Source organism: Mucilaginibacter sp. UYNi724 (genome assembly GCF_054057495.1).
This window is the reverse complement of record NZ_JBSRZI010000010.1, coordinates 169,855-190,921: the sequence shown is the minus strand read 5'-3', so window position 1 is coordinate 190,921 and position 21,067 is coordinate 169,855. Positions and strand designations below refer to the sequence as shown.

Sequence of the window (21,067 nt, the reverse complement as noted above, 5' to 3'; positions counted from 1 at the left end):
CCGCGAAAATGAACCGATTAGCCGTTACCGATGCCAACATATTTATCGACCTTATTATTTTGGAGCTCATCGGGTACCTGTTCGGGTTGGATATTGAAATTCATACGACCCGCGAAGTATTTGACCAGCTAACCACGCGCCAAAAAGAAACTCTGGTCGCTTATCATAGCGCTGGACAACTAACCATCTATGATTTTTCCTGGGACGAAATAGCGGAGATCGCTTCGCTGGAATTTCCCGCCGGGCTGGAGCCGGCTGACCGTACCGTGTTTTTCTACGCCAGGCAACTGGCCTGCCTTGTCATTTCGGGCGACAATAAATTAAGAAAGCATTGTGAGAAAAAAGGGTTGGAGGTACATGGGCTAATTTGGGTTTTCGACCAGATTGTTACTCTGGAACTAATCCCTAAAACTATGGCTGTAGAAAAGCTGGAAAAGCTGATGTCCTATAATGACCGCCTTCCAGCGGAGGAAATTTTTAAAAGGCTTAAAAAATGGAAATAGCGATGAGCAGTCAAATATATTTATACCATTAAATCACAAATAGCGACCGACTTAACAGCCATGTAAGTTACTCCATTAATTATTTCGGTGGCTATAAAGTCTGCAACTCAATCCTTAAAAATTTGATCGCGGTGCCATTCGAGATTTTCCAATGCCGGTCGATATTGCGGAACCGATGGCAAAATGAGCTTTTTCCCTTTTAATTGATTGAGACTATAAGTGTGTATGACGTCCTCGCTGATATGCCTGGAGGTAATTACAAAATAGTTCGAATCAACCGTTATTAATCCACGATCAAAAGCACGGTGCAGATTAGGGCACAACGCCAAACCATTGCTAACTTTATCATCATGAGTTACGCTGAACGGTGTAATATGGCAAGCATCAATAAAGTTGTGACCAAACGTACTTTCCAATCTCATCCCGGTAATGCAGCAAGTATTGTTATAAACTTTTGGAATCAATTTCTTAAACAAACCTCCACGAACGAACACATCCTCTTCCGTTTCAATTCTAACCGTTTTATACTGGGCCTCCGGTTCATTCAATACATAATCCTGTAAATCGTGATAATATCCCCTACCTGATCGCTTGTTGTTAAAATAAGCCTGCTGTGTTTCTGGAAAATAGGTAGAAAGCAAAGCCAACAATATAGACTGCCGGGCTGTTGGTTCAGCCAGCAATTGAAACAATTCAGGATCGAAATGTCCGTATTCCAAAACCTGGATCAGCGTATTGACACTTTTAATATGGGCGTTGATCTGACAACCAGGTTTGGCCATTAACTGCCAAATGGGTTTATTTCCTACATTCTCACTTTGCAGGTAGAAGAATGGCTGTGTGAAATCCGGTTGATGAAGGGTGCTAATTAATAACCGCCAATTTTCCTGGAATATACCGACGAGATCCGTATCGACAAAAACCCGGTTATCCGTAATATGGCCCTTATCGATCAATTCAAGCAGGGTTATCAGCAAAATTGGTTTATGTGGTGCCAAGCCATACTTTGTAATCCCACGCTTCAGGTGAGTAAGTTTAGGCAGGTAATCGTTTAAGTTCGGCATTCGGTTCCTTACAGCGTATTCAAATATAAAATTTAAAATTAGTTCGCCACTTTGAGTTACATGAGAAACATACTGTCCTGTTCGCAATGTAAGGACTTACGGTTTGAGCGCTTGTGAACAACCGAGCCTTATTCAACGCTTAAGCAACAAAAGCGCTTAGCCGGATCAAATGTCAAGGGCGGGCCAACCGCTGAAAGCGTACACAACGGCCCGCTTGTATACCCTTGACGTTTGATTCCGGCGTGGGCTATCTTCGCGAGTGCGGGGAATAAGAATTTTTGTTTTTCCTTCACCAGAAGGAAAACCCCACAATGTATACCTGCGGCCTGTTAATTAAACAACTGTTGCTTTTTATTCCAAATTTCAAGGTATAGTTCCTTTTTTTCGGGACTTAGGAAAGATGCCGTGATCATCTCTTTAACTTCCTTATTACCGGAAGAAAATTTGTTATACGTATTCCTAACGGCGGTTTCAGGGATATTCATATTTTTGGCCAGCGCATCAAAATCAGCTAATTTAATTCTTTTCTTTTTGCCGTTTATTGTCAGGGCCAGTTCTTCATCGTCGGCTGGATTAACGAGATTAACGTTGAGCAAATCATATGCGGGACTTAAGCTTACGCCTTCGTCCCCATACAGCACAGCAAAGTTTTTCAGGTGCATATCATTATTGCCTGTCAAAAAAGAAAATAATACCAGTTCAAAATAAGTCAGTGCATCAAAACCAGTTTGCGTACAGTATTTTAGGATAAGCTTGCCGATCTTTTCATAAGATCCCTTGTACTTATTTTCCGTTAAAAATTCAGAAAGCTGGCAGAAATCTTCCATGTGAACTTTGTGGCCTTTCACCCGGTCAAATCGCTTGGCCAGATAAACCAGGCTGCGATCTGACGCCTCCATTAAAGTATGATCGCAAACAGGCATTTTAAACAGGCCCGCCAAATGCATGGTCAGATCTTCTGATTGCGGCATTTCCGGAAAATCAGGATGCTGTGGTTTAAGTATGTATTCTCCCCAAAGCCCTACTACAGTCAGCCGGTTGTGTCCCTTCGTTTTTTCGAGCGTCACAGAAAGTTTAGGCTGAACTCCGGTCACAGCGATCCTTTCGTTGATGGTTTGTTCGGCCAACGTTTTCAAAAGTTTATTATTCAATTCCAGCTCGGGTACTTTAGCCGTACCGAAAAAACGCTTCGAGCACTTTTCATGATAAGACGACTCACCTGCATCCTGATAACAAAACCAACAATTTGCCATAGCTAATCTATTTCGGGAACAACCGTCACCGCTCCGATTGCATCCCTGCATGTTAATAGTAATAATTCAAACCGGTCATTGCTTTTGACCTTCCAGTGTGTTGTTGCCAGATCCAATAGCCAGCCCTCAGGTATCAAGCCATCAAAAAAGGCAAACAATACTTTACTTTCATATTTCTGGGTTGACAATGGCAGCGTTAAGCTTACCGGTTTTGCCTCCTTATGCTCCAAGTACTCCGCCTGGTAAGTAAATTCGTAACCATCATCAGTTTCCGCAAGCACACCAGCCAGCGCGTCCTGAAAATAAACTAAACCTTTTCTACTCATCGTTTTTTGCTTTTAATACCACCCCGAGTTCTGCGCCAAATAAGCTCAAGACCTGATTCACTTTATCCATGCGTAATGTTGGTTTCCCCTGTTCCATCTCACGAACAACCCTAAGCCCAACACCTGCCTTTGCCGCCAGGTCTTCTTGTGTAAGATTTAACGATTTCCTTTTTTTCTTTAAATATTCCGATAACATATTTATACCCTTTCGGGTACAAATATAAATTAAATTTAGTAATTATACCCAATCGGGATTATATTTACTATTGACGTCAGTATTATACCTTATCGGGGTTAGTAGTCGGTTTAAAAATCAATTACGTTTTGACGCCTTCGGCATCATTCTTAAAATACATCTACTTATCCGACTTCACTTTTTCAAGTTTATTCCTTGCCGCTTTCAGTTCTTTATCCGCTTTCTCAGCTTGCGCCTGAGCTGCCATAACCGCCTCCTGCTTTTCCATCGCTTTTTCTGCCTGTTGGTTTAAACTCTTCGGGTCTTCCGTTAACTTTTTTTCGATGGTTTTGGATACGTCCGGGTAAAGCGCCCTAACCAGCCAGAAATTATAAGCTTCATCGTTAAGCCTGTCATTTTGATGATTCAGGAATAAGGCCGTGCCAACGGATAAGGATGTAGCCAAAAAACAAATAACAATACCAATGATCAGGCCTTTTGACCAGGCCCCGAAGTGGTGACTGGTTTTTACCCCTATCACTTTAGGCACAGTAGCTACCAATTTTTTTACCTCGTCGATCTGCTGCTGGATCTTCGCATCATCGTAGCGTTTATTAGCCGTTTCAATGCGGGCGGCAATCCTATCTAATGCTTCCTTGTACTGCTGTAAAAAGGTTTTTAGAAATTCCGGCATTTCGGTTTCTACAACATTTATTCTTGCAACAAAGCCCTGTATCAACTCTTCCAGCATCGTTACCTTTTCCTCTAATTCTTCATTTTGCATAACACTTAATTTTAAAGTTCATCCAATAGTTTAATTGATTCCTACCTGCTTACTCCCTGAGATTGGGACTGCTCTGCTTCATGTTTTTTTCTTTTTCGCCGGGCTATATCTGCATCGCCCATTGGGTCTGGGGCCGCTGCAACAAATTGCGGTTCCAATAAAATTTGCAGCAAGCCTTTACCACCATCAGGACTATGGTGGTACTCCGCTTGTACGCTTTGCCGGATGGCTTCACGTAACTGGCTGGCCAATGATGGTTCGTTGGCTTGCCTTGCTGCGTGGTATTGCTCTACCTGCTGGTTGCGGGTTAAAGTCTTGTCTATCTGAGCATAGCTCAAACTACGGTCAATGGCAGAACCTTTCATTTTGATGTCGCCTTTTTCAAAAGAAACACCTTGTACTTCGCTGGTACCGCTGCGGAATTTATAGGCGATCTTAATACCCTCTTTTGCCAGTGCCGCTTCCAGCTCTTTCCAAGTGGTTGCCGTTTTCATACCAGCTTTAATGGCATCATAGAGTTCATACCTGATCTTCTCTTTGCCTTTCAATGCCTGGCGGTTAACCTGCTCTTTGCCTTCGCCTAAATGATAGCCGTACTTTAGGGTGATCTCCTTACAGGCTTTGACATTTTTAGCGAAGTTGTTTTTATCACTAATCGTCTTTCCGTTATTGTCTACCCGGTTATAGATCAAATGAAGGTGCGGATGAGCGCGGTCGCTATGGCGAACGATTACATACTGTGTATCACGAATACCTACTTTTCCCATATATTCCTTTGCCCGTTCTACCATAATGTCATCACTCAGCTTGGCCAGATCTTCCTTACTCCAACTAAGCACCAGGTGTCCGACTGCTTTGCCCAATTCCGGCCGCATCTTCCGTTGCAGGTTAAAGTCGTGCGACAGGGTACTGGCGTTCTGCATCCGCACGCCTTCAGCTGCCAGTATCTTAGCTTGTTGCTTATCTACCACATAGCGGATACAGCCACCAAAGCTTCTTCCCGTAATTGGCTTACCCATCATGGCTACTGATTTTAGTTAATAATTCTTCGATCTGCCTCAGCATAGCCTGGCATTTTAAAGCCAGGGAAACCAGTCCTGCCACATGTGCCAGATGGGTAAGTTGATTCAGGTTGTTCGCCAGTCCTGCCAACATCCTGAACCAGCCGCTTTCTTCGGCGGTAAAGCGTGGAAAAACCTTGACGCTTTTAGCAGCCCGGCGAAACCACTCACTCGGTTTCAGCCCGGCGTTCTTTGCTCGGCCTTCAATCAGGGCCCTTTCCGTAGGCGTTAACCGCACCATTAAAAGATCGCTTCGCCGAATCGTTTTCTTCGGCCTTCCCGGTGTCCGCCTCTTTGGTAAATTGTTATTTTCAGCAGTTGCTTTCATGTGTTTATTTCCTTCCTGATTCTTAAAAAAACCGACCAACGGGAGCGAGTTCCGGATCACCCGCAAGGGTGTATCCGGGTTTTTGTATAGCAAAAACATTAACTCGCTCCACTTCGTCGCTTATGCTCCTCGTGCTGTCCAGCTACAAAGTAGCTGGACGTACCTGATGTTCCGCTGTCTGGCTGTGTTGCTGTGAGCCAGGCGCTGATCGCCGCTTCTTTACTTCGATGATTCAAGGTTATCCGGCCAATACACCAGGCTTCCTTTAGCCGGGTGAAAAGAAGGCTGATAGCGGATGTAGCCGTACTCGTCGAGTTCCCTGACGCACTTGTGGTAAGTGGCAGTGGACGCGATCTTGCTGTGAGTCATAAGTTCTTTGCGGGTAACTGCAAAAGGACTGTAAAAACCATTGCGCTGCCATTGGATAAAGAGCGCCGTAAACAAGCTGACATGAGTTGCCAGTATACTGTGATCTTTGCCCATCCGTTTGATCAAACCACCATAGGCGGCCAGTTCTACTGTTAAGAGATTGCTTTTCATTTGACACCTCCTTCCAGTAGCTTGTTGATGTCTTCCAGTTTATAATACATAATGCTGCCGATACGGGTAAAGCGGAGGGTGCCATTAATGCGCAGATTCTGTAAGGTGCCAGGTGATATATTCAGCATCTTCCTGACCTCGCTGCTTTTCAGCCACTTTTTGGATTGTCCTTGCCCCGGCTGCATGAGCTGTTTAAGTTCGTTGAGCAATTCGTTTTTGAACACTGCCAGGTCTTCTTTCGTGATAATTTCCAAATTCATCTGTTCCTCCTTTTAATCTTTAATTGTTTGTTGCATGGCACTCAGTACCTCACTTTTTTTGAAGTACACCCGTTTATGCAGGCGTAAATAGGGCAAGCCTTTTTTCATCCAGTCGGTTAGAGTAACCAGTGACACGCCAAGTTCGGCGGCAAGTTCCTGCTTGGATAAAAGTTTTTCTGAATCCGGCGGCGAGTTGCCGCCTGTTTTAAAGTGTTGTTGTAGTTCTGCCCTGACTGCATCCCTAATGCATTGGCTAAGGGCCTCGTGGTTAATGATCTGCATAGCATTTGTTTTGGTACAAATGTGTGCTATATCCTGTGGGTTTCTTGACCACGCAAATCTGCGTGGTTAAAATGGAGTGGTTTAAGGAAAGTTAAAAGCGTTTATAAAGTATTGGTTACCAGTTTAAGACTATGCTGGCAAAACAACCTGCTACATGACTGGCAAAACAAGAAATCAGCTTCTCTTTTTTGCAGGATTGATCGTAAACAGCTTTGATTTTGCTGGAATATCGGCATGTTTATCACCCGGCTCCCGCTTATCACTGGGGAAATAACGGCGTATAGTTTCGTGGTTGATCTCCTTATCTCCCTCACGGAAATACTTAGAGATCATTTTTGTCCAAACACTTTGTGTTTGTGAAAACATCAGTTCTTTGCCTTCGGGTGTTTTAAGTTCCTGCATTTGCAAATGCAGGTGCAAAACGGCATTGCGGTAACCGTCTGGAATATTGATGTAACCCTCGGTTTCCAGTGCGGTTGCTTTCTTAAGGTCGGCTTTTAATTGGATTATCTCTTGTCTAAGGACATATATTTCAGAATCCTGCTGCGCTATTACTGCATCATTGGATTTATGAAAATTCCAACGGTCAAGCGGAATCAGCAGTTCTGTAAATTTTTGTAGTCGTGCTATTTCATGCTCGTTACGTAAATGGTTCTTATCATACACATCCTTATTCAATAATACATTTAGCTGCCTTTCGATGAGTGACCAGAAATATTTAAAGAATATCTCTTCTGTACCATCGTGATGATTAGCTAAATAATAAGTCAGATGACGCTGGTAAAAAATTCCTAAGCGATCAACATCAATGGCAAATACCCTTTTAAAAAAGTGCTTTAAAAACTGTGCTCTATCCCAACTTAAAGGATTGCCTAAGTCCAAAGTGTCCTGCGCAAAATCAAAACGGTCACGGGGTTTAAAATATGTTACGCTCATAGTTAGGTGAATTTACTCAAAAATAAGCTTTTCCAATGTTTGAAAGGTGGCAATATGAGTGCGCTGTCTTAAATTATTATTTGGTAGCTTAGTACACCAAATTTCCTTATGCAATTACTTTTTTTCTGGACAAAGTCCTACCGCAACCTTAAAAACCTGGGCTTTAACCTCAGCAACAAGGATCGATTTCATTACGCGCACGAAACTAAGCAGTTAACAATTAATCCGGCAGCAAACTATATAGACAACTTCTTTGGCGAAAACATTAAGCAAGTGACCGGTATTTTTGGCGAGAACGGCAGTGGAAAAACCAATGCATTACGACAACTAATGGAAAATCTGGTTAGCGGTTATCACAGCAAAATAAAAGACGCGTTGGTCATCTACGGCGATGGAAAAAAATATTACTTGTACAGCGCCGGCCTGGAGGTGGTCTATGACCAAAAGGTGTTCAAAAAAGTAAATGATATAGGGGCGTTGAAGGATCAACTTTCCTTCATTTTCTATGCCAATCACTTTGATGCATTTAACTTAGAATCTGGAGACACGACGGCGACACAATTACAAGGCCAAGAAAATATTTCTACTAGCTATTTATTGCGAAACGACTCCATCGCGCGGATAAATCAGGATCAGCATTTTTCCTTTGACGAAACGATTAGGATACATAATAAAAGCGAATTAAATCGGCAGGTACGATTATATCGCAAGTACCAGCATAAAGAATTGTTGGTGGGTCCTCCAGAATATTTGGTCATTTCTCTCAGTGATGTCGATGAAGAGCACCTACTGGTTTATAACGGTGATATAGTTAAAAATCTGGACCTTCTAAAGCCTAAAAGTAGCGCCAACAAAAAAGATCTGTTCTTGTTCAATATGTTCAAGGCATTGTTACTAAACTTGCTTAACCACGCTAATTTTAGCATCAGTACCAGCCCATCCTTTTTTTCAAGACCTATTCTAGAGAGCTTAGAGTCATTTCTTAAATCCGACACAGCCTTTTCGTTGCAAATGGTTCAAGAGTTTAGCAAAAAAGTAAATACAAAAATTGATGAATTATTAAGAGATGCAGTCGGCGCGAAAGTTGAGCGTATTGCTACCCTGCTTTCATTGGCCGATCGATTGATCATTGGCCCAGAACATATTTCAAATAATCAGCGTGACTTTTACATCAATATCCTTAAAGACCCTTTAGAACGCATTAACCGTTTTTTCGATGTGTATCTAGAAAACGAAATGATCACGCAAGCACTTGATTTTAGATTTGCACGCGACCGTTGGGGACAAAATAGCCTTAGTAGCGGAGAACATGCCTTTTTTAGTCTGTTTGCGCGGTTGAATGGCTTGACAAAAAAAGACCTAAAAAGAAACCTGGTTATTTTACTTGATGAAGCAGAGATTTCATTGCACCCTCATTGGCAGGTGATGTTCTTAAAAACCCTGCTCGACTTTTTGAACAAAGAATTTCGGGAACGTCAAATACAATTGATCCTCACCTCGCATTCCCCATTTATTGTCTCCGACCTGCCAAGTAACTGTATCATTTTATTGGAAAAAATCAACGACCAAACACAGATACGGGATAAGCTAAGCAGTAGCGAACAAACCTTCGGGGCCAATATTCACCAATTATTTTTAGAGCGCTTTTTTATGAAAGATTCTTTAATGGGAGAATTTGCAAGGGTGAAGATCGACCAACTCGCTAATGAAATTTTCAAGGCAGAAAAATTTACCTTAGATGCCTATAACGATTATAAGCTGCGCGTAGAAATGATCGGAGAGCCTTTTCTTCGCGCTAAACTGCTTGAAAAACTGATCGCCGGTGCGCCGATCTCTGAATTGGATAAAATAATTGCGCTAAAACGTTCAGAATTAGAACTCCTCATTTCCCGCAAAAATGATTAAGATAGAACACGACGATTTGCCCTTGCTGATCCAAGCGCACCGCGACGGCTTAAAGCCGGGGGTGGCGGAGAGATTAAAACTACACCGAACCGCTTTACAGGTGATGAACGGGCTTGCAGTTAAAAGCTTAGCGGACCTGCCTATCGACGCTCCAAATTTGGGTATTCGAACTATAACCGCTCAATTAAAACCCTATTTAATTGCCCCTAAGGCCATGACCCAACAAGCGCACTGGGCCCAAATCCAAAATGCCGCGTTGTGCAAACCCTATTTCCGAACACATCATGTACTATTGATCAGCTTGCTTAATAATCTATTGGCTTTTGATGCGATTGAGGATTTATTGACCGCTTTACCCGCAAGGCTATTGCAATTGGAAGCTGGCTATAATTTGGCCGCGTTGGATATGAGTGTCGTAAAACCTTTATTAGCCCAGATCATCAGCTACGATGATTTTACATCGAAGGAAAAATACACTTATGATGCTTACCAGTTGGCCGAAAGTTTACAAGTAAATGTGTGTCCGTATTGTAATAGGTCTTATACCTCTACTGTTATTACCAAGCCTGGCCGAAAAAAGATTATCCGCCCGACCTTTGATCATTTCTTTGATCAGGCCAGGCATCCGCTCCTGGCCCTAAGTTTTTACAATCTCGTACCATCCTGTACATTGTGCAACTCTTCTTTAAAAGGCAAAAAGGAATTTTCGCTACAGACTCATTTACATCCTTATTTATATGGATTTGACGAGCAGGTCACATTTGATTATGATCAAAAGAACCTTCATAAGGACAAAAGCCATCCTGATAATTTCAAGGTCAAACTAACCTGTCACTTACCTACGCGCGATCCGAAATACCTACAGTGTAAAGGCAGGAAAAGAAGTAAGACAGACGGCAATATGACCATATTTAAATTAGAGGAGATTTATCAGTCCCATGCCGATGTAGTGGGTGAACTACAGATGAAAACAGATCAGGCCAGTTCCTGGTATGCTCGCTCATTAAGGGGTTTATTCGATAAAATGCAAACCAACGACCAGGAATTCTATCGTTTTTATTTTGGTAACTATTTCGATGAGAAGGAATTCAATAAGCGCCCGCTGGCCAAACTGACCAAAGATATCGTAACCAAAAAATTGCCCGAATTCAAGACCATTAAAACATAGCTGGAATTTTAACAGAAGTTGTACTTTTATAGCTTATAATGATAGATAAAGTGGAAGCAGAAGAGCCGATAAAAACAATTAGCAAAAAAGAAAAGAAGCAAAAATCAATTGAGGAAACCCTATGGGAAAGTGCGAATAAACTCCGCGGAACTGTAGAACCTTCTGAATATAAGCATGTTGTATTAAGTTTAATCTTCTTAAAGTTTGCTAGCGACAAGTTTGCAGAACGCAGACAGGAATTGATTCAAGAACACAAAGAGCGCTTCATGGAAATGAAAGAATTTTATAACCAGAAGAATGTGTTTTATCTATCTGAGGAATCACGTTGGGGCTTTATAATTGAACATGCAAAGCAAAACGATATAGCGCTAAAAATTGATACCGCCTTGCACACAATCGAAAAAAACAATCCATCATTAAAGGGGGCGCTTCCGGAAAATTATTTTTCCAGGTTAAATATGGATATAAGTAAGTTAGCGGCGTTATTGGACACGATTAACAATATAAATACAATTAAGGACAAAGGTCATGATATAGTTGGCCGGGTCTACGAATATTTTTTAAGAAGATTTGCAATTGCAGAGGGCAAAGGCAAAGGAGAATTTTATACGCCTAAAACAATTGTCAATCTTATTGCAGAGTTAATTGAACCGTATAAGGGTATTATCTATGACCCTGCATGTGGATCAGGAGGCATGTTCGTTCAATCCGTGAAATTTATTGAAAGTCATCATGGTAATAAGAAAGAAGTATCAATATATGGTCAAGAATCCACTCCTACAACTTACAAGTTAGCTAAAATGAATTTGGCTATACGTGGAATAGCTGCTAATCTTGGAGCTGTACCAAATGACACTTTTGGCAAAGATCAACATCCTGATTTGAAGGCTGATTATATAATGGCTAACCCGCCCTTTAATCAAAAAGATTGGCGCGCACCGACTGAATTGGTCGATGACCCGAGATGGCGAGGTTACGATGTGCCACCAGTAAGTAACGCTAATTACGGCTGGATTTTGAACATGGTTTCTAAGTTATCCGAAAACGGAGTTGCGGCTTTTATTTTGGCCAACGGAGCCTTATCTGGTGCTGGCGAAGAATATAAAATCAGGAAACGGCTCATAGAAAACAAGTTGGTTGAAGCAATAATTACTTTACCTCGCGAGATTTTTTATACTACGGACATTAGTGTAACGCTATGGATTATAAACAAAAACAAAAAGGAACGGTATGCAGAAATAAACGAGCAAAAAAAGAATTTCCGGAATCGCGAAAATGAAATTTTATTCATTGACTTAAGAAAATGGGGCGCTGAATATGAGAAATCATATATTGAGCTTACGCCAAATGAAATAATAACGGTTTCAGATAATTTCCATCATTGGCAGCAGCAAACATTTTTCGAAAAATATCAAAATGTCCCTGAATATTGCTATTCCGCAAGCTTTGAGGAGGTAAAGGAAAATGACTTTTCACTGTTGCCAAGTAAGTATATTGAGTTTAAAGACCGAGACAGTAATATTGATTTCGATAAGGAAATGCGAAGAATTCAAAAAGAGTTCAAGGTATTAATGACAGAAGAAGTTAAATCTCAAAGACAATTAATTAAAGCTTTTAATGAATTAGGATATGCCATCGAATTTTAAATCGTTAGGTGATTATATTCAATTAGTTGATATTCGGAACAACGATCGAAAAGTCAAATTACTAAGGGGTGTTTCCACAAGTAAGCAATTGATAAAGTCTGTCGCGAATATGAGTGGTGTGGATATATTTAATTATAAAATCGTCGATAAAGACCAATTTGTTTATGTAGCTGACACTTCTCGTAGAGGAGAAAGAGTCGCATTGGCACTAAATGATGAAAAAACTTGTATCGTTTCAAGTATTTACACAGTATTTGAGGTAAAAGATAAAACAGAATTACTTCCAGAATATCTTTTCATTTGGTTTAAACGTGAAGAATTTGATCGGTATGCTAGATTTCATTCCTGGGGAAGTGCCAGAGAAACATTCGACTGGGAAGAAATGTGTAAAGTTAAATTGCCAATACCTAGTTTCGATGAGCAACAATCAATCGTTTCTTTATATAAAGGGCTATTAAAAAACCAAAAGGTATACGAAACTAGCCTCATAGATTTGCAATTAATTTGCGATACCTATATTGAAAATTTAATTAAAAGTGAAGAAAGTAAAACCCTTGGAGGATATATTGTTCAAAGCGATGAGAGGAACAGCGATTTAAAAATTGACAATTTACTTGGCATTAGCGTAAATAAAAAATTTATTTCGTCGAATTCAAATCAAACAAACCTTAGCCTAGCTTCATATAAAGTAGTGCGAGAAAGAGAATTTGGTTATGTAACAGTAACATCTAGAAACGGAGAAAAAATATCAGTAGCATTATTAGATGGTTCGCCTGGCCTGGTTTCAAGTACTTATATCGTATTCAAAGTAAAGGACAGCAGGGTTTTACTACCGGAATTTCTTTTTTTATGGTTTCAACGTTCAGAATTTGATCGTTATGTTCGATTTAACTCTTGGGGAAGTGCTAGGGAAACTTTTGATTGGGCCGAAATGTGCCGTGTTAAACTTCCTATCCCCAATATTGAGGTTCAAGAGGCAATTGTTACTATTTATCATACCCTGCAAACTCGAAAAAAAATTAATGTTCAACTGAAAGAGGCACTGAAACCACTTTGTACTATTTTAATAAAAGGGATTTGTGACAAGATCAATGATACAAATAACATGATAGCGTGCTAATAGATGAAGTTTACAGAATCACGATTAGAAAAGGTCATCATTGAATTACTCGGTCAAGAGGATATTCCACACCTTTTTGGCCAGGCCATTCTGCGTAAACCGGATGAGGTGCTTATTAAAGAAGATTTTATTGCTTTTCTATCTTACCAATATCGCGATAGCCAAATCACGTTAATAGAAATTGAAAGGATAATTCGTGACCTTGAAAACCATAACACCGGGGATCTCTACGAAGACAACAAGTTCGTAATGAAGATGGTGAGCGACGGTTTCGTGTTCAAGCGTGACGATCATCACCAAAAAGATCTTTATATCCAGCTTATCGATTACTCAGAAACGGATCAAAACACTTATAAATTTGTTAACCAATTAGAGATCACCGGTTATGAAAAACGCATACCCGACGGTATTTTCTACATCAACGGCTTACCCTTGGTGGTCTTTGAATTTAAAACCGCTATTCAGGAAACGACCACGATACATGATGCCTATATCCAACTGACGGTCCGTTATCAACGCGATATCCCCGAACTATTAAAATACAACGCCTTCTGCGTGATCAGCGACGGCGTTAACAATAAAGCCGGCTCGCTTTTCGCGCCCTACGAATTCTTTTACGCTTGGAGAAAAATTGAAGGGCTGATCAAAGAGGTCGATGGTATCGATTCCCTCTTCACGCTCATCCATGGCATGTTCAACCGTAGCCGCTTGCGGGACATCATCCAAAACTTTATTTACTTCCCGGACAGCTCCAAAAAAGATGAAAAACTCGTCTGCCGCTACCCGCAATACTATGCCGCGCGGAAATTATTTGAAAACATAAAAGTTCAGCAAAAACCAAAAGGTGACGGAAAAGGCGGGACTTACTTTGGCGCCACCGGCTGCGGTAAAAGTTATACCATGTTGTTTTTAACGCGCTTGCTGATGAAAAGCGCTTACTTCGCCAGCCCGACCATCGTATTGATCACCGACCGCACCGACCTTGACGACCAATTGTCCGGTCAGTTTACCAATGCGAAAGATTACATCGGTGACAACTCGGTCAAAAGCGTAGAAAGCCGTCAGGAATTAAGACAGCTTTTGCAGGGCCGGAATAGCGGCGGTGTTTTTCTAACCACCATCCACAAATTTACCCAGGACACGCGTTTACTGACCGACCGTTCGAATGTCATTTGTATATCGGATGAAGCGCACCGTAGTCAAACCAATTTAGACCAAAAGTTGCGCGTCAGTGATAAGGGAGTGACCAAAACCTATGGGTTTGCAAAATATCTACACGACTCTTTACCCAATGCGACCTATGTCGGTTTTACTGGCACACCGGTCGACGCTACACTGGATGTTTTCGGTCCTGTTGTGGATGCTTACACCATGACCGAATCGGTAGAAGATCAAATTACCGTACGGATCGTTTACGAAGGCCGCGCAGCCAAGGTATTGCTCAATAACCGTAAACTTCAGGAAATAGAAGACTATTACCAACGCTGCGCCGAGGATGGTACCAACGAGTACCAAATCGAAGAAAGCAAAAAAGCTGTTACCCAGATGAATGCTATCATCGGTGACCCAGAACGTTTGAAAGCCCTGGCAGAAGATTTTATTGGCCACTATGAAAAACGCGTCAGCGAAGGCGCTACGGTAAAAGGCAAAGCGATCTTCGTTTGCAGTACCCGACCGATCGCTTATGAACTCTATCAAAATGTGATCGCGTTAAGGCCCGAATGGGCCGTTGTAAAAGCCAGCGAAGAAGGCGCTGACCTGACGGATAAAGAAAAGAAAGAGATCAAGCCCATGTCCAGGTTGAAAATGGTCATGACCCGGGGAAAGGATGATCCCAAACCGTTATACGACACCTTAGGAACCAAGGAGTACCGCAAAGAATTGGACAGGCAGTTCAAAAATGCGAAATCCAATTTTAAGATCGCCTTTGTGGTAGATATGTGGCTGACGGGATTTGATGTGCCCTTTTTAGATACCATCTACATAGACAAACCAATACAACGCCATAATTTGATCCAAACCATATCCAGGGTTAATCGAAAATTTGAAGGAAAAGACAAAGGTTTGGTGGTGGATTATATCGGCATCAAAAAGCAAATGAACCTGGCTTTAGCCCAGTACAACCAGGTTGACACCCAGAATTTTGAAGACATACAGCAATCTATTGTGGTTGTCCAAGATCATTTAGATCTGCTCGCCAAAATATTCCATAAGTTTGATACACGACCATATTTTGAAGGTTCCCCGTTACAACAACTGCACGTGTTGAATATAGCCGCTGAATTTGTGCAGGTCACGCACGAATTGGAACAGCGTTTCATGTATCTAGTCAAACGATTAAAGACCGCCTACGATATTTGTGCCGGTAGCGATGCCTTTACAACCGATCAGCGCGACCATATCCATTTTTACCTGGCCGTACGATCGATCGTATTTAAGCTGACTAAAGGCGTAGCGCCTGATACCGCACAGATGAATGCCCGGGTCAGAGAAATGATCAAAGATGCCATCGAAAGCACTGGTGTGGAAGAGATCTTTAAACTGGGTGATGAGCAGGCAACGCAAATTGACATTTTCGACGAAGATTACCTGGCCAAAATTGATAAGATCAAACTGCCCCATACTAAGATCAAACTCCTCCAGCAGTTATTGGCCAAAGCCATTGAAGAGTTTAAGAAAGTCAATAAAGTTACTGGCATAGACTTTTCCAAAAAAATGCAGTTCCTGGTTGAAAAATACAACGAACGGGAGGAAGCGGATGTTTTGCGGAGTGAGGTATTGGAAGATTTCACCAACGAGATCATCAGCTTGTATAATGCCTTAAAAACCGAAAAGGACTCTTTTAAAGAGATGGGTATAGACCTGGAAGAAAAAGCATTTTATGACATCTTAAAATCACTGATGGTCAAATATGATTTTAACTATCCGGAAGATAAACTTCGCCATTTGGCCCAGGAAGTTAAAACCGTCGTGGACGATAAAACTAAATATACCGACTGGAGCAAACGGGATGATATTAAATCTGAATTGAAAGCTGATCTGATCATTCTTTTAGCTGAAAATGACTATCCACCGGTCGACCGGGACGAGGTTTACAAAGAGATCTTTGAGCAAGCTGAGAATTTCAAAAAGTACAAAGCGAAATTAAATTAGTTTGCCACAACATCAAAAAGCCGGGCTGCCATCTCCCAGAAAGCTATTTTATTTAATAACGCGTTTCCTTTCAGTAAATTCATGAACATCAGCCCACCCTCCAAGCCAAACGATTCCCGAAACACCCGGTCTTTAGATTGGTAGGGCGTATCATGGTATTGCCCAGCCACGATGAAGCTTGCCTGCTGGGAACAAGGATAGAGTAAATAGGCGCAGTCACTCTGGTAATATAATTTGTAAGCTAGTAACTGGCGCAAATCGTGATCATCTGGTTTGTTTTTTGCCGGGCGCTTCCATTTTGTATCAATAATAATCTTTTGACCTTCAGGACCTTCAATAAGAATATCCGGGATCAGCAACTTACCCTTGGATCCGACTGACCAATACTTAAATCTACGTTGATCGCTTACCTTCCAGTTAAACTCCCTTTCACAGCTTTTCAACCTTCGGAAAACAAACTCTTCCCACAAATCATTCATATTAAACATTAATGCAAGCACTGATTCACGCCCGCCACGAAGATCAGGATGATAATTTAACAAGATCATGCGGGCAATCATCAATGCTTCCCGATAAGGCTCCGTTTTACGGGTCAGCGGAAAACGTGCGAACAAATTTTCGTCAATAGCCAATGGCTTACTTTCGGGCCATTGGGCAAGTAATTGATTCACCCTATCTGATAGCCGATTATAGTCTATCAAGCGGCAAACCGCTTCCAGCGCCTGACGCAACACTTGATGGAGTGCGTGACAGTTGTCATATTGGTCATAGTTCACATAAAACCTTTCCGCGTGGCAAATATTTTCACTGAGATGCTTGCCAAAGACCAGCCGGCCTTTCAATGTGTATTGATTACCTTCTTCACTGCGGTATTTCTTGACCAGTCCTTGATGTAACAACTGTTCAAGTTCTTGGATAAACTTTTCAAAGTAAAGTTCCAGCACCGAATTGGACTTTAATTTAAGATTGGCATAAGCAGAAGAATGAGGGTTCATGAAACGGCATTCTTTCAACATATGGAGCAAAATATCATGCCATTTTCCCTTGTCATCATCCTCTCGGTCGATTTTGGGTAACACTTCTATGGTCAATTCATTAATTTGAATCACGCCTACATGTTCTTTAAAGGTGAAGTTATTGTCTCCTAAATGATAATAAAGCCCATTTGTCAATGTGTGTAGCCGACGGATAGCCATTACCTGGGCTGGACTAAACCTCCTGTAATTGACTTTATCATATTCAAAAAAACGTAAGACCTCGCCCATTTTATAGCTTCATAAGAGTGACCGCTTGCCGGAATTCGCTAGGATCTGTTAGTGCATTTTTCGCAATATGATAGATTTCTTTCTCGTCATACTGATCTTCATCATCAATAGCGAATTCGACGGAAGCGGTTTGTGACTGAATGAAACCCGCACCAACAACTAATTGAATTTTATAATAATCGCCAAAAAAGTATTCCTGTAATAATGGGATGAGGTTATCGCGAAAAACGACCATTAGGCCTTCTATGCTGTAAACATGAATGAAATAAGCATGACCGATCAAGTGGTCTCTATCTTTCAACACTTCCAACCGTTTATTAATGGTGGTCAGCATTTTCTCCAAGTTAATCCCGGTATATGAATAAGGTTTAAATAGATCAATTTGCGATTCATTCGGTCCTTCTTTGGCAAAACTATCCCATTTTGCTTTGCGCTCGTTTTTGAATGTATCATCTGGTTCCAATAAATTGAATAGTTCGTCTTCATAAACCAGGTAGTCTTTATCATGCCATTCCATCTGCTTATACTGCCAGAAAAAACGCCACACGACCTGCGCCGGTGTTAACAACTCTGGACGAGGTTGCATTTCTTGGAAACTGAACCTGCGCCTTAAGGCCGTATCTAGCGCTTCTACGCTTCGGTCAGCTGTGTTCATGGTGCCGATAATATACAGGTTGGCCGGCACCCCAAAATCGTCACGAGTGTAAGGTAGCGTAACGGTTAAGCCTTCGGTATGGCCTAAGCGTTTATCGGGTTCGATCAAAGTAATCAGTTCGCCGAATATCTTGGAAATGTTCCCACGGTTGATCTCATCAATAATGAGGACATAAGGTTTGATCTCCGGTGTATCCGACTTAAATAATTCAATAAAAACTTCCTTTTTTACATCATCATCGAAGAATTCATAAATGCTTTGCTGACTGATCTGCTTACGGAAAAATGTAGCGGGCTGTTGGTTAAGCCCGGTCGCCAGCCACTCCACCTTACGGAACTGAAAGTAGCCAAAATCATTATTATCGTCCCATTCATAGTCTCCTGTTATCTTTCCAATGGCATCAATAATATGATTGCCTTTGGAGATCACCACTATATCGCCAATCCTCATTTGCTGAAAAGCGTACATTGCGGTTATATGGTACCGGCTTTTATCCACCAGGTCTGGAAATTCCGTTACAAACTTGTCGCGATAGTCTTTCCAGAGCTTTATACCCTTAAACCCTTCAAAGTTCTTGTCATCGCCCCAACCCAAGCCAACACAGTTGTTCTTTATACACCAGTCGTGGATGTGCTGATTTTGTAAGCCACCCAAGGACATTTTATAAAATTTGGCCTTGGTGAAAATATCCCCCTTCTGTACCTTGACGTCTTGCAAACCACGCGCAGCATTGCAGATTGTCTTGAATATTCCGGGTTTGATCACGTATTGGATCGGTTGCGCATCATCACCACTAATAACAGGTTTTAAACCCTCGATAAAGTCCTCGTAACCTAAACTCTGATGGAAAGAGGTGAATACGATCCGCTCTTCCGCCACTAATTTATCAAAGGCCACTTTCATAGCAGCTCTCGACATCGCACTAATATCCATCCCCGATAACTGTAGGGCCTTATTAACTGTATGATAGGTTTTACCCGTACCCGGCGGACCATACAAAATCTGGTTTAAGGGTTGCGTTTTTTTAGTTTCCTCGAGCATAATTTCTTTATTGATATGGGAAATAATCTTTCTAACTTGATCGCCAATAGCGCTATCTATTTTTTTGAGTGCAGCGATCACTTCTACCACGGTATGTTCACCGTAAAAATCGATTTCCTTTTTAAGGCGCAGGCTTCTGGCGGCAAACCAGCTAAACCACTGCAAGCCATCGGGTAAGACTTTTCCGATCTCTCGTTCAAATCGGGCATTATTGTCTTCCTCTTCAAAATGAAGACATACGCGAATCTTGTCCCTTTTGCTCGCAACAACCTCCAGTTCATAATGAGCGGTGCTAGTGTTCATCAGTTTGGCTTCATCTGCCATCCACACCCAATCGCGATTTTTCTGGTTGCCTTGAGTATGAGCTATAAGGGAAAACCTGGGCGTTTCCAGATCATCGTTCAATGTGGTGCCGATCTCTTCAATGAGTGTAGTAAATGTCCTTCCGTTGATCTCCAGCATCCGGTATAAGATATCTTGTGCGAGGAGCTTAAAATTGGGATCATCAAATGATTTTGTAGACTTATGCTGGTTAACCAAATCGATCAATTCCTGATCATCCTGAATATAATCCTCGATAAACCGATCTACGATAGCCAAATAGTCTACATATTTTTTTCCCGGGTCGGCTGGTTTTTCACCGATCACTTTACATAAGGTCCGGTAAAAGGAGTCTTTGTAAAAGGCATACCGATAAGGGTCATGATAGGTGAGCAAGGTCGCGATGGTCCGTTCATCATGATGCGGTTGTCTTTTCGGATCTGATTCGATCTCGCGGTACAATTGATAAGCTGTACTGGTAAATCGTTCGGTTCTTATTTGTAATTCGACCGACTCGTCAAAAAGCCGATGCAAACATTGCCGGTAAGGCTCACTGCGTTCCCTGGCCAAATGGTAGATCACGCCGATACCTGGACCATAGATCAAGTTGGAAAAATTGATCTTTTTGAGTTCGGATAGCAGGTCTTCGGCCTCGAAGTCCGGTCGGCCCCTAAAAGTCTCGATTAGTTCCCACTTGTATAGCTCATCGTGCAACCCTTGTTTTCGCACTAATTCCTTGTAGTCTTTAACCAAAGCCGGGAAAGGGTCCGGCCTATCATTCTTGGCTCTTATTTCGAACCCGTGGCTGATTAAAAAATCATTTGTCTGCGATCCGCCGCTACGTTTCCATAAATACTCGCCGGTCGCTAATTCGTGGGCCCTGCGTAGTACCTCTTTTGGAGGATAAGTTTTCGCCTCAAAAAACAAATCATAGCCGGTGGACTTACGTCCGCTATTTGGATTTTGTTCAAGCTCGGCGATCGCCTGCAGAATATTTTTACGACTAATTTGATCAGGTTGAAAAGGCATTGGTTAAAATATAATGCAATATAGGCCAATCTTAACTGGAATCTCATATAGCATTCTAATTATTGTGACGTGTCACATCTACGAACACTTGTTTATTATTCAAGTATAAATTGGAATAATCGGTATTATTATTTATCTTTATGTAAGTCATTAGGAATTAAACTGTTGCAAATTAAATGTGGAGAATTCGGGAATTACCACACTTACAAACTTGTAAAATATTGAATATCAACGGATTATTGAGATGGGTTC

19 protein-coding genes are annotated in these 21,067 nt (G+C 41.6%); 7 read left to right on the top strand and 12 right to left on the bottom strand.

The window, feature by feature from the left end:
- The first annotated feature begins 8 nt into the window (after window positions 1-8).
- Window positions 9-503, top strand: coding sequence for a hypothetical protein (locus tag ACVW0P_RS15600; protein ID WP_457132915.1), 495 nt, complete (start codon window positions 9-11; stop codon window positions 501-503).
- 107 nt (window positions 504-610) lie between these two features.
- On the opposite strand, the gene ACVW0P_RS15595 is transcribed toward ACVW0P_RS15600, so the two are convergent.
- The 7 genes from ACVW0P_RS15595 to ACVW0P_RS15565 form a co-directional block, all read right to left on the bottom strand.
- Entirely contained in the window at window positions 611-1,567 is a 957-nt protein-coding gene (locus tag ACVW0P_RS15595) for an HNH endonuclease (protein WP_457132914.1), read from the bottom strand.
- A gap of 329 nt (window positions 1,568-1,896) precedes the next feature.
- Complete coding sequence (locus ACVW0P_RS15590; protein WP_457132913.1) at window positions 1,897-2,820, bottom strand: HipA domain-containing protein; 924 nt, start codon at window positions 2,818-2,820, stop codon at window positions 1,897-1,899.
- Window positions 2,821-2,822: 2 nt separating this feature from the next.
- Complete coding sequence (locus ACVW0P_RS15585; protein WP_457132912.1) at window positions 2,823-3,146, bottom strand: HipA N-terminal domain-containing protein; 324 nt, start codon at window positions 3,144-3,146, stop codon at window positions 2,823-2,825.
- Entirely contained in the window at window positions 3,139-3,342 is a 204-nt protein-coding gene (locus ACVW0P_RS15580; RefSeq protein ID WP_457132911.1) for a helix-turn-helix transcriptional regulator, read from the bottom strand. Before ACVW0P_RS15580 ends, ACVW0P_RS15585 begins: the two co-directional genes overlap by 8 nt.
- A gap of 160 nt (window positions 3,343-3,502) precedes the next feature.
- A complete protein-coding gene (locus ACVW0P_RS15575; protein WP_457132910.1) occupies window positions 3,503-4,105 on the bottom strand; it encodes a hypothetical protein in 603 nt (200 codons plus the stop codon).
- A gap of 41 nt (window positions 4,106-4,146) precedes the next feature.
- On the bottom strand, window positions 4,147-5,127 hold the full coding sequence (locus ACVW0P_RS15570) for a relaxase/mobilization nuclease domain-containing protein (protein ID WP_457132909.1): 981 nt from the start codon (window positions 5,125-5,127) through the stop codon (window positions 4,147-4,149).
- Window positions 5,117-5,494, bottom strand: a complete 378-nt coding sequence (locus ACVW0P_RS15565) for a plasmid mobilization protein (protein ID WP_457132908.1) — start codon at window positions 5,492-5,494, stop codon at window positions 5,117-5,119. The genes ACVW0P_RS15570 and ACVW0P_RS15565 overlap by 11 nt, the downstream gene beginning before the upstream one ends.
- Window positions 5,495-5,767: 273 nt before the next feature.
- Between ACVW0P_RS15565 and ACVW0P_RS15560 the strand changes: the two genes are divergently transcribed.
- Window positions 5,768-6,019, top strand: coding sequence for a hypothetical protein (locus tag ACVW0P_RS15560; RefSeq protein ID WP_457132907.1), 252 nt, complete (start codon window positions 5,768-5,770; stop codon window positions 6,017-6,019).
- An 11-nt stretch (window positions 6,020-6,030) separates the two neighbouring features.
- Here ACVW0P_RS15560 and ACVW0P_RS15555 read toward each other — a convergent pair whose 3' ends face one another.
- The 3 genes from ACVW0P_RS15555 to ACVW0P_RS15545 all read right to left on the bottom strand — a co-directional run bounded on the left by ACVW0P_RS15555 (window position 6,031) and on the right by ACVW0P_RS15545 (window position 7,512).
- A complete protein-coding gene (locus tag ACVW0P_RS15555) occupies window positions 6,031-6,294 on the bottom strand; it encodes a helix-turn-helix domain-containing protein (protein WP_457132906.1) in 264 nt (87 codons plus the stop codon).
- Between the two features lie 12 nt (window positions 6,295-6,306).
- Window positions 6,307-6,576, bottom strand: a complete 270-nt coding sequence (locus ACVW0P_RS15550) for a helix-turn-helix domain-containing protein (protein ID WP_457132905.1) — start codon at window positions 6,574-6,576, stop codon at window positions 6,307-6,309.
- A 174-nt stretch (window positions 6,577-6,750) separates the two neighbouring features.
- Complete coding sequence (locus ACVW0P_RS15545; RefSeq protein WP_457132904.1) at window positions 6,751-7,512, bottom strand: hypothetical protein; 762 nt, start codon at window positions 7,510-7,512, stop codon at window positions 6,751-6,753.
- Window positions 7,513-7,620: 108 nt separating this feature from the next.
- Here ACVW0P_RS15545 and ACVW0P_RS15540 point away from each other — a divergent pair, with 108 nt between their 5' ends.
- From ACVW0P_RS15540 to ACVW0P_RS15520, 5 genes are read left to right on the top strand one after another with little or no spacing between them, the layout of a single operon-like run.
- Complete coding sequence (locus ACVW0P_RS15540) at window positions 7,621-9,417, top strand: AAA family ATPase (RefSeq protein ID WP_457132903.1); 1,797 nt, start codon at window positions 7,621-7,623, stop codon at window positions 9,415-9,417.
- Complete coding sequence (locus ACVW0P_RS15535) at window positions 9,410-10,585, top strand: hypothetical protein (protein ID WP_457132902.1); 1,176 nt, start codon at window positions 9,410-9,412, stop codon at window positions 10,583-10,585. Before ACVW0P_RS15540 ends, ACVW0P_RS15535 begins: the two co-directional genes overlap by 8 nt.
- Before the next feature lie 38 nt (window positions 10,586-10,623).
- Window positions 10,624-12,231 (top strand): N-6 DNA methylase, encoded by a 1,608-nt coding sequence (locus ACVW0P_RS15530; protein ID WP_457132901.1) that lies wholly within the window; start codon window positions 10,624-10,626, stop codon window positions 12,229-12,231.
- Complete coding sequence (locus tag ACVW0P_RS15525) at window positions 12,215-13,351, top strand: restriction endonuclease subunit S (protein WP_457132900.1); 1,137 nt, start codon at window positions 12,215-12,217, stop codon at window positions 13,349-13,351. The genes ACVW0P_RS15530 and ACVW0P_RS15525 overlap by 17 nt, the downstream gene beginning before the upstream one ends.
- Window positions 13,352-13,354: 3 nt before the next feature.
- Window positions 13,355-16,504 carry a type I restriction endonuclease subunit R gene (locus ACVW0P_RS15520; RefSeq protein ID WP_457132899.1) on the top strand — a complete coding sequence of 1,050 codons (3,150 nt, stop codon included), beginning with the start codon at window positions 13,355-13,357 and terminating at the stop codon, window positions 16,502-16,504.
- Here the strand turns inward: ACVW0P_RS15520 and ACVW0P_RS15515 are convergent.
- Window positions 16,501-17,769 carry an McrC family protein gene (locus ACVW0P_RS15515; RefSeq protein WP_457132898.1) on the bottom strand — a complete coding sequence of 423 codons (1,269 nt, stop codon included), beginning with the start codon at window positions 17,767-17,769 and terminating at the stop codon, window positions 16,501-16,503. The genes ACVW0P_RS15520 and ACVW0P_RS15515 overlap by 4 nt on opposite strands.
- Before the next feature lies 1 nt (window position 17,770).
- On the bottom strand, window positions 17,771-20,815 hold the full coding sequence (locus ACVW0P_RS15510; RefSeq protein WP_457132897.1) for an AAA family ATPase: 3,045 nt from the start codon (window positions 20,813-20,815) through the stop codon (window positions 17,771-17,773).
- Window positions 20,816-21,067: the final 252 nt, after the last annotated feature.